The organism is Paenibacillus daejeonensis DSM 15491 (assembly GCF_000378385.1).
GTDB lineage: Bacteria > Bacillota > Bacilli > Paenibacillales > Paenibacillaceae > Paenibacillus_D > Paenibacillus_D daejeonensis.
On the sequence record NZ_KB899661.1, the window covers coordinates 261,222 to 276,593 of the forward strand.

General features: G+C 54.9%; 16 protein-coding genes. 3 read left to right on the top strand and 13 right to left on the bottom strand.

Annotation, left to right across the window (positions count from 1 at the left end; genetic code table 11):
• Positions 1-72: 72 nt before the first annotated feature.
• From F556_RS0112275 to F556_RS0112295, 5 genes are all read right to left on the bottom strand, one after another.
• The gene (locus F556_RS0112275; protein ID WP_020617257.1) at positions 73-309 is read right to left on the bottom strand and encodes a hypothetical protein; all 237 of its coding nucleotides are present in this window, start codon (positions 307-309) and stop codon (positions 73-75) included.
• Between the two features lie 21 nt (positions 310-330).
• A complete protein-coding gene (locus F556_RS0112280) occupies positions 331-579 on the bottom strand; it encodes a hypothetical protein (RefSeq protein ID WP_020617258.1) in 249 nt (82 codons plus the stop codon).
• A gap of 221 nt (positions 580-800) precedes the next feature.
• Positions 801-2,858 carry a carbohydrate-binding domain-containing protein gene (locus F556_RS0112285; RefSeq protein WP_020617259.1) on the bottom strand — a complete coding sequence of 686 codons (2,058 nt, stop codon included), beginning with the start codon at positions 2,856-2,858 and terminating at the stop codon, positions 801-803.
• Between the two features lie 40 nt (positions 2,859-2,898).
• Positions 2,899-3,582, bottom strand: coding sequence for a DUF4956 domain-containing protein (locus tag F556_RS0112290; protein ID WP_020617260.1), 684 nt, complete (start codon positions 3,580-3,582; stop codon positions 2,899-2,901).
• 14 nt (positions 3,583-3,596) lie between these two features.
• Positions 3,597-4,316: a polyphosphate polymerase domain-containing protein gene (locus tag F556_RS0112295; protein WP_020617261.1), complete on the bottom strand. Its 720-nt coding sequence runs from the start codon at positions 4,314-4,316 to the stop codon at positions 3,597-3,599.
• 161 nt (positions 4,317-4,477) lie between these two features.
• Here F556_RS0112295 and F556_RS36220 point away from each other — a divergent pair, with 161 nt between their 5' ends.
• Positions 4,478-5,254 carry a copper amine oxidase N-terminal domain-containing protein gene (locus tag F556_RS36220; RefSeq protein WP_020617262.1) on the top strand — a complete coding sequence of 259 codons (777 nt, stop codon included), beginning with the start codon at positions 4,478-4,480 and terminating at the stop codon, positions 5,252-5,254.
• 203 nt (positions 5,255-5,457) lie between these two features.
• Here the strand turns inward: F556_RS36220 and F556_RS0112305 are convergent, their stop codons facing one another.
• The 5 genes from F556_RS0112305 to F556_RS0112325 form a co-directional block, all read right to left on the bottom strand.
• On the bottom strand, positions 5,458-6,456 hold the full coding sequence (locus F556_RS0112305) for an EAL domain-containing protein (RefSeq protein WP_020617263.1): 999 nt from the start codon (positions 6,454-6,456) through the stop codon (positions 5,458-5,460).
• Positions 6,457-6,482: 26 nt separating this feature from the next.
• A complete protein-coding gene (locus tag F556_RS0112310) occupies positions 6,483-7,955 on the bottom strand; it encodes a protein adenylyltransferase SelO (RefSeq protein ID WP_020617264.1) in 1,473 nt (490 codons plus the stop codon).
• Positions 7,956-8,488: 533 nt separating this feature from the next.
• Entirely contained in the window at positions 8,489-10,012 is a 1,524-nt protein-coding gene (locus tag F556_RS0112315) for an ankyrin repeat domain-containing protein (protein ID WP_020617265.1), read from the bottom strand.
• Positions 10,013-10,166: 154 nt separating this feature from the next.
• On the bottom strand, positions 10,167-10,865 hold the full coding sequence (locus F556_RS0112320; RefSeq protein WP_020617266.1) for an SDR family oxidoreductase: 699 nt from the start codon (positions 10,863-10,865) through the stop codon (positions 10,167-10,169).
• A 26-nt stretch (positions 10,866-10,891) separates the two neighbouring features.
• A complete protein-coding gene (locus F556_RS0112325; protein ID WP_020617267.1) occupies positions 10,892-11,347 on the bottom strand; it encodes a VOC family protein in 456 nt (151 codons plus the stop codon).
• Between the two features lie 161 nt (positions 11,348-11,508).
• On the opposite strand from F556_RS0112325, the gene F556_RS0112330 reads away from it, so the two are divergent.
• Positions 11,509-11,958 carry a carboxymuconolactone decarboxylase family protein gene (locus F556_RS0112330; RefSeq protein ID WP_020617268.1) on the top strand — a complete coding sequence of 150 codons (450 nt, stop codon included), beginning with the start codon at positions 11,509-11,511 and terminating at the stop codon, positions 11,956-11,958.
• Between the two features lie 122 nt (positions 11,959-12,080).
• Positions 12,081-12,998 (top strand): sigma-70 family RNA polymerase sigma factor, encoded by a 918-nt coding sequence (locus tag F556_RS0112335; RefSeq protein WP_020617269.1) that lies wholly within the window; start codon positions 12,081-12,083, stop codon positions 12,996-12,998.
• Between the two features lie 70 nt (positions 12,999-13,068).
• Here F556_RS0112335 and F556_RS0112340 read toward each other — a convergent pair whose 3' ends face one another.
• From F556_RS0112340 to gluQRS, 3 genes are all read right to left on the bottom strand, one after another.
• Positions 13,069-13,716 (bottom strand): nitroreductase family protein, encoded by a 648-nt coding sequence (locus F556_RS0112340; RefSeq protein ID WP_020617270.1) that lies wholly within the window; start codon positions 13,714-13,716, stop codon positions 13,069-13,071.
• Positions 13,717-13,848: 132 nt separating this feature from the next.
• A complete protein-coding gene (locus tag F556_RS0112345) occupies positions 13,849-14,295 on the bottom strand; it encodes an RrF2 family transcriptional regulator (protein WP_020617271.1) in 447 nt (148 codons plus the stop codon).
• A gap of 82 nt (positions 14,296-14,377) precedes the next feature.
• On the bottom strand, positions 14,378-15,346 hold the full coding sequence (gene gluQRS, locus F556_RS0112350) for a tRNA glutamyl-Q(34) synthetase GluQRS (RefSeq protein WP_020617272.1): 969 nt from the start codon (positions 15,344-15,346) through the stop codon (positions 14,378-14,380).
• Positions 15,347-15,372: the final 26 nt, after the last annotated feature.

Genomic DNA, 15,372 nt, shown 5'->3' on the forward strand with positions numbered 1-15,372 from the left:
AGACAAGCATGAGCACACAGCAAAAGGCTGCCGGTCATCCGGCAGCCTCTTTAGATACATCCTATGTTTCACCTATTGCACAGCATAGTAGAAGACTTCACCATTACTATCCTGATACATGCCTGTGAAGATGTGCTCCCCGCCGCCGGCCGGTGCAAAGTAGAGCATCGCGCAGCAGCCGGACCCGTCATAGAACCAGTAGGACCATCCGCCATCCCCTGACGTGGCGCTAGCGGAGCCCACCAATGCGAAGCTGCTGATGATGACAGCCGTAAATAGGGTCATCAGCCGCTTTTTGAGCTTGTTCATCGGAATCACCGCCTCGCAACGTTATTGTACTTGTTGAAGATAAACGACTTCAATTTCCCGTATTTCACTCAAGTTAATCACATCGCCAAATGAGTTCTGGTAAATCGGCAAAGCCCAGATGCCCTGATCGTTCGAGAAGTACAATTGTGCCCAGGTCCCCGAGCCGTCATTGAACCAGTAAGTGAAGTCCGCCGACGCCATCGCTCCAAAGGAGAACGACGCTACAAGCACCATGGCAAGCACCAGTGCAATTCGACTAAACTTATTCATGGTTTGACCTCCTTTCCTTCAGGATACCGAGAAAACAACCCCCACTGGAAACTGTTTCCTCATATTCCCTTCCCCCGTAAGTCCCCTGATTAAACAATTGCATTCCTGTTTATACAACATTTGGTTCAATTATTAAAAGAATCTCATCATCTAAGACGTGTTAGGTCGGCAAAAGAACAAAACCCCTGAACAGATGCACCGTCCAGGAGTCTTGAAATAAGCTATTGTATGGCTTGGCCCTCAGCTGAAGGCGTGCCAGCGCCTTCGCTTGGCATCTCACCGTTCATCAGCGGCCTATCCTCGCCATCCCTTTGTGGCATGACCCCGTCTTCGCCGGAACCCGGCATCCTGCCATTCAACGCTTCGCCTTCCGGCCGCGTACCATCTTCTGTAGGTGACATCCTGCCGCCTCTCCCTTCGCCCATACCTGGGCCGCCACCCATTCCGGGTCCGCCATTGCGAGCCTCGGTTACGCCATTTTCGTCCAGCCAGGTTACCGTATTCGCGAGGTCAAAAGAGACCACGGTTGTGCCATCCATATACTGACCCTCGCTGTACAATCCGCCCGCCTCGCTACCACTATTGCTGCCGCCGCTGTAGAGTGAGTAGCTGCCTCCCACCTGCAGCTCAGGAGTGCTGATGACCACAGACTGATAGGCTTTTTCCGGAGCAAAGGTCACGATCGTCTCTCCCGCACTGTCCTCCAGATGCACTAACGTGCCTGCCGCTTGCGACTGCGGATAAGTCATTACGACCGAAGGCTGCGTCGAAGCCTCCGAGGTTCCTTGGGCCATGCCGCTGCTGCCTGCTGCAACCAACACCCCGCCGCTCATCGTGAACGTACCGTCATAATCCAACGCCCCATTGCCGTTCATCGTGGGGCCATGCACCAGCACCGTTCCCCCGCTCATCTCAATGGAGCCGTTGGCATCCAGTCCGTCGCCGCCCGCATTGACGACAATATAGCCTCCAGTTATAGTAAGCGAGCTGCTGCCACCTTGCCCTGGCCCGCCACCAGCGTTCCCTGTCGCCTCGCTTCCCGAAGCGGCATTGATGCCGTCATCGCTCGCTACCACCTGGATGTTACCACCGCTAATCGTGATCGTATCACTTTCTATTCCCTCATAACTGTCCGTCACATCAATCGTACCGCCCACAATCGTTATGGCTTCGTCGGCATGAATTCCATCATCACCGGTCGCCAGCTCCATCGTGCCGCCGCCGATGTCAATGGTGCCATTGCTATGGATGGCATCATCTGCTGCGTTAATAGTGAAATCTCCGTCTGTAATTCGGATGCCCACTGCCGCCTTGATGCCTTTGGTGCTCGGCGCATCCTCAGCGTCACTTGCCATCGTCTTGCCTCCACCGGACACAATGCTGTAAGAACCACCCTCGATCAGCACACTCCGCTCCGCCTGCATGCCGTCGCTGCCTGCTGTAATCGCGAAGCTGCCGCCAGACAGGGCAATGTAGCCTTTGTCTGTATCCGTATCGTTGGAGGTCTTGATGCCATCGCCACCTGCCTGGATGGTCACAGCACCCGACTGCACAGCGAGCAGGTCACGCCCCATCAGCCCGTCATCCGCTGCATTAATTTCGAGGGTCGCATCGATAATTTTCAGATCGTCCTTGCTCGTGATGCCATTGTTATAGCGTCCTTCTACCTGCAAGCTGCCCGTGCCGTTGATGGTGAGATCATCCTTGCTAAAAATTGCTGCGTTAGGCTCATCCGTCGCCTCATCCGCATACACGTAGGTCTCCGCGTCCGTCACCTGATTTTCCGTCCCATCCGCTAGGCTGATCACCGTTTTGCCAGCGGATTGGATATTAATTGGCGCGGAGGTGCTGCTGTGGAGGCTGGCGCCATTCAATACGAGCCGGACAACGCCATCATCGGCCGTATCTACAATCACTTGCCCGTCGTCGAGCACGCCACTGACCACATAAGTCCCAGCTGCATCAATCGTTACCGTGCTGCCTTCAGCTACCGCACCCGCACCGTCCACCGTCGCTCCATTCCCTATCAGGGCAATCGCTGTCGTCTGCTCCACCTGCCAGTCTGTATAGGCGTCATCCTCATCATAAGTGACGACTTCTGCAATCGCCGGAAGCACGCCTGCCGTCTCCCCCGTCGGAGTTGCTTCCGCTGTCTCCACAGCTTGTGCAGCGCTCTCTGCTGGAGTTGACTCCGAGCCTTGAGCTGCGTTGCTGCAGCCCGATACAATCAGACTGCTCAGGAGCAGAACGCTCCAGGTATGATGGATCCATTTTTTCATCACAATCGCTCCCTTTCTTTTGCAGAGTCTTGCCTAGAGGTTAATAGCCCTCCGTCACAGGAGGGGTCATGGTCAGTGAAATATCCAGATTGCCGTTACGGATGCGGATCGCATCGAGTAGCGCTTTGACATCCGCCTGCGGCGCCAAGGTAATCGCATAGACCAGCTCATACAGACTGCCCAGCTCCGAGGTGCGGACGCGCTTCAGATCATAGGTCACGCCGAAGCTCTCGAAAATCTCGCGAAAGACGTCCTCATACGCCAAATTCTCCGGAATCGTCACCTTCAGTTGCTGCTGCAGTCGTTGACGCGAACCGAAACGAATCCAGCGGAGCACCACCATAAGCGCGCACAATACGAGGGTAAACAAGACGGCATAGCCAAACGCTCCTACTCCGCAAGCCAATCCGGCAGCCATACTGAACAACACATAGGCGATGTCCTTCGGGTCTCCCGGCGCACTGCGGAAGCGAATGATCGAGAAGGCTCCGGCCAAGCTGAAGGCCCGGGCGATATTGCTGCCGATAAGCAGAATGATAATAGCGACAATCGAGGGCAGCACAATCAGGGTCAGGGCAAAATTCGCCGTGTAGGCCTGCTGGGTTTTCATATAGGTCACGCTAATGACAGTTCCCAGAATAATGGATGTGAGCAGCGTCCATAGCGCATGCTGCCAGGTTAACGCGGCGTCGGTAGCCGTGTATTGAAACAAGGTCTCTAACATGATGTCTCTCTCCCTTACGTACTGCTGGCTTGCAGCATCCGCTTGTATTCATTGCCGTATTTAGAGAAGCTCGTCCGGAACAGCCCCTGCTCCGAGAGCAGGCGGGCGAGCCACATCGGCACCGTCTTCTCCGCCTTGACCTCCATCAGCCACTGCCCCTCGGGCAGCAACAGCTCGCCGTGATCCCCACTCTCCAGCCGCAGGTCGCTGCGCCGCGACCGAATCCCGGTATCGAAGGTAATCCGCAGATCACGGCTCTGCTTGCAGAACATCGCGATTCGTTCATACGCCAGGTACACCTTGGGCTCCAGCGAATACCGGGAGAGCAAATAGGCGATTTCGCTGACCACCTGCCCATTCATATAAGGCTGCGAGGGAGGTGCGACACCGGTACCTGCAAAAGCGTACGCCTCCCCGAGCGTGAGCGCCGTGCGCCGCTTGTTGACGAGCCCCCGTACCTTTTTCTTCAGCTCCAGGTACACCTTCGCGTCTGGTTCAGGTACACCGTACGCCCGTATCCGCAGCTTCTCGCGATATTTGGGCTTCGCCAAGCTGGTCCGGATCAGACTGTCGTGCTCGGTATCATAATACAGATTGCTGATCGTATAGAACTGCCGGTCCCGGTTGTGCTCATCAGGCTCCATATGCTCCAGCAGCCGATCATAGAGCCGGTGAAAAGCAGCCGTATCCATTAAGTACTTGTTCTCATATCTATTGAACACCTCGATCGCCATCGCGGGTCATCTCCTCTCTTGATGAACCTATTGTAGCGAGGCAACCTTTAAGAAAGCTTAACAATTTTAAGATACCGAAGCGGTGTAGAGGAAACCTGCAACTTTTTGCTAGGCGGATTAGTCTATTGCTATAGAAACTTCCACAAGGAGGAAGCTGACTCATGTCATCCATCAAAAAAAGACTGCTTGGATCCCTCCTTGCAGCCTCTCTGCTGTTCTCTGCCATGCCCCACTTTATTACCGCAAACGAAAACAACCTCTCCCCCATCGACGGAGTCATCTCGGAGGGCCGGATACTAGTGCCTGTTCGCCATGTCTCCGCCTACCTGGGCGCAGATGTAACCTGGCAGCCTGCTGGCAAGCTTGTCACGATCCGCCACGGAGAGACCGAACTGCGCTTGCGAATCGGCTCGACACAGGTCACCAGGAAGGGCGAGTCCCTGACCCTCGATGTCCCTGCCCAGATTCGTCAAGGCGTCACATTTGTGCCCATCCGCTTCGTCAGTCAGGGACTGAACGCAGCCATCGACTACAACGCCGAGACTCGCTCTGCCAGCATCCTCTGGCAGGGTGCGAGGATTCCCGTCATAACGCCTAATTCCTTCAACCGCTCAGAGTTAACCGAGGCCAGAATCAATGCCTTGGTGGCCAAAGCCAATGAAGCGACCCGTTTGTCTGATTACAAGCAGGTACGTACTCATTTCAGGCCTTACTTTACCGATGCGTACATCAACAAGCTGTTGATACAAGGGGGGCCCGGCAATGAGTACCGGTTTACCGAACAGCCCCACACGTATTCCTTGGGGACGGAAGGCTCCATTACCCAGTTCAGCTATGCTTCTCTTGACTCTGGACCTCTCGAACGACGTCTCACCTTGCTCCATACCGAGGATGGTTGGAAGGTTAACGATATTTCATTCTCCGTGTTGTATCCGTAATTGAATTAACGCTGGACTCGGCTCGTTAACCGGTAAAAAGAACGCAAAAAGCCGTCTCCCAAGAGACGGCTCCTACTCTTGTATGTATGAGTTCCTGTACCGTTCCGTCTGCAATCCCCCTTTATCGCTAACGACACTGTGTATCGTTATCCTCCGCTAAACAGCTTAAAATAAGACTCTCTCGTTTCCTTAGCAATCTATACCTAATATTTGCTTGCACCGCTCACCGGCTCCGGCCGGCCAAAATAGTAACCTTGGAACAGCTCGTAGCCCGCATCCCGCAGCCATTCGAAATCCGCTTCTGTTTCCACACCCTCCGCCAGCGGAACCGCACCGGTAGTGCGTGCAGCGTGCAGCATGCGTTTTGCCACAGCCTGCTTGTCCGTGCTCACAGCAACTCCGTCTACATAAGAGCGATCCAGCTTCATGTAGTGCGGCTGCAGATCCTCGAGCAGCTCGACCGTGCTGTAGCCCGCTCCTACATCATCCAATGCATAACGGAAGCCTCGCGCCTTATAATAGCGAAGGATCGATTTCAGATGCTCTAAATCCTCGACTTTCTCGGTCTCGACGACCTCAAAGACGAACTTGGAAGGCTCGAATCCGAGCTCCTGCGAGAGTGCGATGGTCGACCGGAGACAGTGCTCCGGGGAATAAATCGAGGTGGGGATAAAATTGATGAACACCTTGGCCGGCAAATGCACACTGCTGCGAATCGCCGTCATCCGGCACAGCTTGTCCAAGGCATACAACCGATTGCGTGCCTTTGCGGCAGCAAACACCTCAGCCGGTGACAATAGGCTCCCGTCCGCCCCCCGAAAACGGGCGAGCATCTCATGTGCATACAGCCCGCCCTCTGCATCCAAGATCGGCTGGGCCCAGGAAACGACCCGCTCCTGCAGGATAACCTCATCCACCCAGCGGTTCGACAGGGTATCCCCAAGACGACTGAACGGCTGCCAGCGAGACTCAGACCCTTGGCGGTAATGCATGCCCTCGAGCTCCATATGATCGGAGCAGAAGTCAGCAAGACCAACCATGTCCTTCTCCCGCAGCCGCAGCTCCTGCCAATTGCTTTCTCCGTTACGCTCCAGCGGGCGCAGCATCGCCGCCATGCCCGCTAATACCTTTAGATTAGGCTCCCCTTCCACACGCAGCTCATAAATCGGCTCGCTGGGATAACAGCCACTACAGTTGTCCATTGCGCTCAGTCCTTTGTCTAAGTTAGTTAGGTTCCGCAATAGGTTCGGTAAGGCAACCCTTCGTTGTCAGGCAATCCTGCATACGCTTCTTGTTCGGACGAATAAGCAAACGGATCCTGCAGCACCTTCACCAGCTCGTGAAGTGGGCTATAGTCTCCTTCTTCTGCCGCAGCCAACGCTTCTTCAACGCGGTGATTACGAGGAATTACCGCCGGATTCGTGCGACGCATCAGTGCCTGCGACATCGTCTCCAGCTCAGGCTGGCGGCTGCGTCGCGCTTCCCAGCGCTCCAGCCATCCGGCGCCTTCCGCTGCACAGGAGAGCGGTGATTGTTCCGGCTGCCCCAATGTCAGAGCACGGAACGTGTTGGTATAGTCGGCCTTCTCCGCATGCATCAGATCCAGAAGATCCCGCAGCAGCTGACCGTCTTCCTCCTCTTCGGTGAATAATCCCAGCTTGGCCCGCATGCCACTTAGCCAATGCTTCTCGAACTCGGTACTGAAGGCACCTAACGCATCCTCTGCCAGTTTAACGGCAGCATCCGTCTCCTCATCCAGCAGCGGCAGCAGTGTCTCTGCGAAGCGCGCGAGATTCCAGACGCCGATCTTTGGCTGATTCCCGTAGGCATAGCGGCCCTGCCGGTCAATGGAGCTGAAGACCGTCGCTGGATTGAACGCGTCCATAAATGCACAAGGTCCGTAGTCGATGGTCTCGCCGCTGAGAGTCATATTGTCCGTGTTCATAACCCCATGGATGAAGCCCACCAGCTGCCAGTGGGCAATAAGAGATGCTTGCCGGCTGACCACCTGCCGCAGCAGCCCCAGATAGCGGTCGGCTGACTCCTCCAGTTCAGGATAGTGCCGCTTAATCGTGTAATCAGCCAGCGCTTGCAGATGCTCCTTATTCCCCAGTCCCGCTGCATATTGGAACGTACCCACACGCAGATGACTGGCCGCGATGCGGGTAAGTACCGCGCCTTGGAGCACTTCCTCGCGGTAGACCTCTTCGCCCGTCAATGTCACCGCCAATGAACGGGTGGTTGGGATGCCCAAGCCATGCATCGCTTCACTGATGATATATTCGCGCAGCATCGGACCAATCGCCGCCCGGCCATCTCCCTGACGGGAATATGGCGTTCGGCCTGGGCCTTTCAACTGAATATCCCGCCGCTCGCCTCCTGGCGTGATCTGCTCCCCGAGCAGAATGGCGCGGCCGTCTCCCAGCATCGTGAAGTGCCCGAATTGGTGCCCGGCATAGGCCTGCGCCAGCGGGTCCGCACCCGGAGGGACTGTGTTCCCAGCCAACACCGCAGCGCCTTGTGCAGTCCGCAGACTCTCGGCATCCAAGCCCAGTTCAGCGGCCACAGCTTCATTCACAACCACGATTTCCGGTGAGCTGACCGGCGTCGGCTCCAGTCTGGAGAAGAACATGTCCGGCAGCCGAGTATAGCTGTTATCGAAGTTCCACCCTGCACCGCTGATGTCACCATGTTGTGTCATCTCGATTCCTCCTCAAACGTTTCCGAAGGAAAACTCACTTCGGAAGCATGGACTTAAGTTTTCCGAAGAAAAACTCACTGTATCACTCACTTCATGAGCGTAACCTCTGGGTACTGTACTCTATCGTTCGGCTCATTTACTGAGATTATACTTGTTTTCGCACGTTATGGTTAGCATTAACCGATATTAGTCGGCTGTAACACAAGTTGAAGCAGCAGGTGAGGAGCGCGTGAAGCGATTTTCCTACGTGCTGGCTTGACTTGCTTGGGAAGTTGGGAAGTCCATTCGTGCATACCAGCACCATTTAGACTGCCCCAGCCTTAGCGCGCCTCCAAGGTACCGCTGAACTCGATTTTTCATACTTATTTAAAGAATATGGAGCAAAAACGCCGAATAAACTCGATATTTCATATCTATTGAGCGGATTTCTCGTTTTTCTCCGGAATAAGGTCGAAATTTCGTGTTCGTTGGATAAGCATGACAAAAAAGACCGCCTTTCGGCGGCCATCAACTTTTTCAAAACGTCCTCATGTCTACTCCAGAACAACAATTGGTCGCTCGATTTCTTTATCACCGGTTACTTGAATAGTGCCTTTAAGAAAATGAGCTTCGTCCTTGTCATCGCGATAGCTTATAATTCTGTAGTTACCTGCCGGGGCAGACATCTGGAAGTCTTGGCCCTGCACGTATACGTGCTCAATCACTTGATTCTGAGTATCAAAGACCAACAAATTGCCGTCTTGAATAGATACCTTGTCACTCGTCAGTTGTCCACGGACATTAATCACAGGCAATATTAGAGGGTTGGACAGCACTTGATCCCCTTGGACGGTGAGCGTAAAGCTCTTAGGTAGGAAGTATGTACTGAAACCAGACCGAATGCTCATGACGTGGTATGCGCCAACAGGTTGACCAATATAGATATCTCTCCATCGCCAGCTAATACCTTGTGCATGACTAATATGGACCTGTGAAGAAGAGGATCGGATTTGAAGTCTGCCTTCGCGCAATTCTTGCCCCTCTGCGGTTTGAATTCGCATCCCGGGCAACTCTTGATCTTCCATCCAGCTGCTAATGTTATACAATTGGCTCCGCTCGTACGGCGTTACTCCAAACTCATCAGGCTGATGGGTATCAGCCCCTGCTCGGAGCAAAGCCCGTAGAATGGGATAGTGTTGCGTTTCTATAGCCCGGTCTAGGGAACGATCCCGACTCGGATCGGCTCCATAACGAAGCAGCAGGTCAACTGTAGCTACTGAAGGTTCAATCAAGGGACTACCGTATTGCCCATTTACAGAAGAAGATGCCATCTCCAAAAATGATCTTCCTCCATAGGTGTGGTTAGGATCCAGCCCTGCTTCGAGCAAGAGCTCCAACATATCATTATTATTATGAGCGATGGCCTTCCCGACGAGATCATATTCATCGGGGGTAAGGATTGCGCCAAGATGAATCAACGTTCGAACCCCCTCCGTGTGATTATGATCGATAGCATACCAAAGAGGGGTATGGTCCAGATAGAACAGTTTTCCGTTGGGATCTGCTCCTTTGCTCACCGCTTCATGGATGGCCTCCATGTCACCCACCCGTACCGCCTCAAACAAGCTTCTCTGCAGTGCCTCCTTGGCAGCCGGACTGAGACCGAAGAAAAGCTGCTTCGTCTTCCCTTCGTAACTTACAGACTGATCCAAGACCAAACTGATCAGCCGCGCTGGCACATAGATTCGCCCTTCCAAATTGACAGGGGCTTGCGCCAAACTAACTTCGGTGCCACCTGTATGTACACGTGTTTGACCCACATTGATCCGATAGGATTTAGTTTCGTGTGAAATGATCAGCTGTTTAGCATCAATGGTCGATTTGATCTTGAGCGCATCCAGAATACTTTTGGCATGAAGCATAATACTGCCGTTAAGCATGATGGCTGGTACTGCAAGATCTAGCTCTATCTGATTCGCGTAAACTCTTATCGGTTCTACCTCTTTTGCCGTAACGCTCGTCCCAACTAACGTCCCCCATGCTAATATCAGCAGCAAACCACCTATGAAGAAGCGCATTCCTTCTACTCCCCTTGATAAACCAAATTATGTATAACCCCATACTATAATGGGCTGTCACACTTGTCCATTCGTTTTTTGAGCATAACAAAAAAGACCGCCCCTCCGCCAAAGCGGAGTGAACGGCCCATCATATTAACCAGCATGCATTGAACTAAATGGTCATCGGCTTGCCGGTCTGGTCGAAGAAACGCAGGCGCCCTTCCGGCACAACCTTCCGCTCGATGAGGTCGAGGATGCCGCGGGCGCTCTGGCGCGGGTCGCCCGGTGCCTTGTCGCCGCCCATATCGGTCTTCATCCAGCCGGGGTGGATGCTGAGCACCTCCACATCGCGTTCCTTCAAATAGGACTGCAGCTGCTGGGTGAACATATTCAGCGCGGCCTTGGAGATGCCGTACGGGTAATCGCCTGGATAAGCGTTCGTGAGGCTGCCTGCCTCTGAAGAGATATTGGCGATGACCGCCTGCGGCTCCGTCAATAGCGGCAGGAAATGCTTGACCACCCGCATCGGTCCGTACAGATTGATATCGATGGTACGCTCCATATCTTCCATGTCCAGCTCTTCGATCTGCGTATTGCGGGCGAGCAGTACGGCCGCATTGTTGACGATGCCGCCCAGCGTGCGTCCTGCCTCGCTCAGTTGCTCTGCCAGACGGGCAATACTGCCTTCCTCCGTCACATCCAGCTGCAGCACCTCCAGCTGTCCGGCATACTCCGCAGCCAGCGCCGTGAGCCGGTCGTGACCGGCCTCAGGATAGCGCACACCGGCAATGACGCGGTGTCCACGTTCCAGCGCTTCCGCCGTCAGCTCACAGCCCAGTCCCCGGTTGGCTCCGGTGATCAGCAGGTTCATCTCTCTTCCTCCTTTGCCCCTTATAGTTACTTTTTGTCGTTCTCCAGCAGCTCCACCAGCACCTTCAGCTGCGGAATTGTATCGATATAGGCATAACGCCCACCTGTGTACTCGCCCTTTTGCTGCAACGGGAAGCCTTTGCTCTCCAGCAATGTAATTTTCTCCTTCATGCCCTCAATGACAAATGCGATATGATGCGGCCCCTCGCCATGCTCATTCAGATAGTCACGCCACGTACTCGGATGCTCGTCCGGTTCAATCAGCTCCAGCTGAAGAGAGCCCATATTGAAGAAAGCCAGCTTGGCACGTGCAGGACACGGCTCGCCATTGTATTCCGCCTGTGTCTTATCCAGCGTGTCCGTTAGGATGGGTTCGGGCTTCGCGACTCCGAAGAAGTCGGCATAGGCCTGGCTTACCTTATCGATATCATGAACAAGAATCCCGATTTGCGTAATCACGTTGTTCCCCAGCAATCCTGACATAGTGGATAACATCCTCCTTGGCTTACCATGATAGTTGCTACCCCCATCTTACTCAACCTTTGAAATCGCTGTCAATTAAACTTTGTCCTCCAGGTGTCACAAATCATCAGCCTCCGTTGTCTACCTTAGTGAACAACATTACTAGCTAGGAGGAATACGATATGCAATTACGCATGAATCATCGACAAGCGAACCCCGCAGGCTTTCAGGCACTTTTGAAGCTGGAGGAGGCCGCCAAGGGCATGGGATTGGATCCCGTACTGTTTGAACTCATCAAGATTCGAGCATCACAACTCAATGGCTGTGCGTTCTGTCTCGATATGCATACGACCGATCTGCGCAAAATGGGAGAGCGTGAGCAGCGTGTCCACCTGATATCGGTATGGCGCGATGCGCCCCTGTTCACGGCCCGGGAAAAAGCGGCGCTGGCACTAACGGAGGCACTCACTCTGGTAGCGGAAAAAGGGGTGTCCGATGACTTGTATGCCGAAGTTCGCGAATACTATGACGATAGCGAAGTCGTGGCGCTGATTATGGCGATCAACGCCATCAACTGCTGGAACCGCATCGCCATCGCAACGGGAATGTATCCTGGCTGTTTTGACGCTTGACCGGAAGCATCCGGTTGTACGTTCTTACACGAACCGCCTCAGTCACCCAACATGGTGGCTAAGGCGGTTTATGGAAGGTACACTAGAACCAAGAAGCGCTAAGAAATGGGAGGTGGGCGGCCATGGCTGACCCAATCGAGGAAGAGCGAATCGAACGGTGGTACCGGGAGTATCAGCCGCTGCTCACTGCGGTTGCTTATCGGATGCTGGGCTCGCACAGTGAAGCAGAGGATGCCGTGCAGGATGTTTTTGTTACATTGAGCCGACAGACGGAACTGGAGATTGAGCACCCACGGGCATATCTAATCAAGATGGTGACCAACCGCGCGCTCAATATGATGAAGGCCGCGCCTCGGAGTCGCGAGCACTACCCTGGCCTCTGGCTGCCGGAGCCAATATTGGACAGCGTCCAGGACGACGGTCCCCAGACTCAGCTGCTGCAGCGGGAACGGCTGGGCTATGCCCTGCTCGTGCTGCTCCAGACCTGCACCCCGCCGGAGCGTGCCGTTTACGTGCTGCGGGAATCCGTGGGCTGCGACTACAAGGAAATTGCCGAGATGCTGGGAAAGACAGAAGCCGCCTGCCGCAAAATCTACAGCCGGGCTGCCGCCAAGCTCGGCGTGATGACGCTCTCGGAAGACTCCACCAGGCTCGACAACGCCATGGATCGCTTCGTGCAGGCCTTCACCACAGCCGTTAACTCCGGCAGCTTCGACGGCTTCCTGCGGTTGATCGCAGAGGATGCAACCCTGCTCAGCGACGGCGGCGGCATTGTTCGCTCCGCACTTCGTCCCATACTTGGACGCGAGAGAATTGCCGCATTTTTCACTGGCATTGCCCGCAAGGGCTCGCTCATAGGCCGTCTGCGCCCCATCCGGCTGAGCGGCCAGTCTGGACTACTGCTGGAGCGCGCGGGACTGCTTCCCATGGCTTTCGCCCTGGAGCCTGTGCCCGACGGATCGGCGATTGGGGCGATCTACCTCATCTCCAATCCTCACAAGCTGGGTCGGGCGACGGGCACGCTTCCCAAGTGGCTGTGAATCCGTCGCCGACCCCCTCACGACTTCGTGCCATTCGGCATCTAGCGGTATCGCAGCCCCAAGAAGCACATTATTCGGCGATGCCGTTCCAGAACGTCACATCCTCTGTAGGCAACCTGAATGTCGGATGTCCGGACTGTGCCGCTTTACCCACGGCAATTAGCATTACCGTAGCATACCGCTCAGGAATCGCAAACATCTCACGGAATTTGCCTGCATTGTAGCCTGCCATCGGAACGGTATCGTAGCCGCGGGCCTTGGCTGCAAGCATCAGCTGCATGGAGACCAAGCCGCAGTCCGTCATGACGCCATTTTGACGAGCGGTAGTATCCAAGGTTGCGAATCCCGCCGTAATATTACCCACAAGCACCTGCTTGGTTTCCTCCGTCATGTACCCCGCCTCAACTGAGGCGCTGTAGATTTTATCAACCTGCACATGCGCCTGCAGATCCCCCAGTACAGCAATGACTGCAGAAGCATCGGCAACCTGCTGTTGATTGTAGGCGATCGGCAGCAGTTGCTCCTTCAATGCTTGCTCTGTAATAACAAGAAACTTCCACGGCTGCAGGTTGGCTGCGGACGGTGCCAGTGTCGCTTCTGCCAGAATCTCCTTTAGTTCTTGCTCCGAGATCGTCACGCTAGGGTCATAGTGACGAACCGAGCGACGCTCCTTGATTACCTGTAGAAAAGATTGCAATTCTTTGGTTTGACTCTCCATGTGTTATTCCTCCCTATTCTTTCTCTGTGTTTTAAACTGAGTAATAATTTGCACAGTTAAAATCAAAAAAAGAGAGCTTTAACTGTGTGAATGTAAACACAGTATAGCTCCCCCTTCAATCTTCTGTCAATCCTAATTTGCATCAATACTCGCTTTGGTGACCAAATCGGCAATCGTGCGCTGCCCCAGTAATTCCATTATCGACTGGTTGATCTCCTCGGCCATGCCCAACAAGGCTTCGTGCATCCGCACACCCAGAGGGTGATCCCCTGTGGAGTCCAACATCCCGTCACCAAACGGCTCGTTGACATGTAGCGCCTTGTAGACCTCTGCAAAAGTCAGGGAAGCCGGGTCGCGGGCCAACCAATATCCGCCGTCGCGTCCCTCTCGCACCTCCAGGATGTTCTCTTGCGCCAGCTTGGCGAGAATGCGGCGAATCTGAGTCGCCTCAGAGCACAGGTGGTCTGCAATATGACTACTGGGATGCCTGCAGGGATGGTCCGTCATCAGAGCCAGGGCTTGCAGCGCCAAGCCAAACGCTTTGCCGTTGGCTGAACAGCTATGCTGAGATCGCTTCATAGGCCCGCTCCTTCCTCTCCATCTGTTGTGCCAAGCATTATATCAAAGCCCTTGCAAGGCTTCAAGCACCTTCTTCTGAGCGTCATTGACTCAGCCAAGACAAGTAAGCATCTGGGACTGGTATTAGCGTTCGGGGCAGTGTGGCCAGGTCCGCATGCCTCACGAGCTCGGATGCAGTAACAGGCTCGGGGCGATCCAGCCAGCCAGCCAGATGCGCGAGCAGCCCAACCAGCCGTTCAGCCCTGACCCTGCGCTCGCGAAGCCCTTGCAGCGCAAGCGATTTGTCGCGCTTGGAGAATCGCTCGCCCCCAGCGTCCCCTAGCAGCGGCACGTGAGCGAAGCGCGGAGTCTGCAGATCTAGCGTCTTGTACAGTGCCAGTTGACGCGGGGTCGAATCCAGAAGATCGGCTCCCCGGACCACGTCCGTGATGCCCATGGCGGCATCATCTACGGTGACAGCCAGCTGATAGCTGTACATGCCGTCCGCGCGCTTCACAACAAAGTCGCCTAGCGCCTCTCCTTCGTAATGCATGTCGCCATAAATTCCGTCTCTAAAGTCGACTGGTGCATCGGGCATTCTAAATCGGAGCGATGGCGTCTTGACCCTTGCCCGTTCTGCGCGCTCCTGCTCGCTTAGATGTCGGCACCAGCCGGGATAGGCTGGCCCCTCGGAGGACAAGCCATGCGGTGCGCTGGCAATCTGAGCGAGCTCGGCACGGCTGCAATAGCACGGGTACAGCAGACCGGCCGTCTCCAGCCTCGTTATTGCCTCCTCATAGAGCGAATCGCGAAGACTCTGCAGGTAAGGCGCATGGGGGCCGCCCTGGTCCGGACCTTCGTCCCAATCCAGACCCAGCCACCGCAGATCGTTCAGCTGCTGCTCTCGATACGCGACTCTGGAGCGCGGCTTATCGATGTCCTCCACCCGCATAATGAATGTTCCGCCCGCTTGCCGGATCTGCAGCCAGGCGACAAGCGCTGCAAACGCGTTGCCCAGATGAAACTGGCCTGACGGTGTTGGCGCGAACCGGCCTCTTCTCACGATAGACATCCTGCACCACCCTCCACGTAACGGAT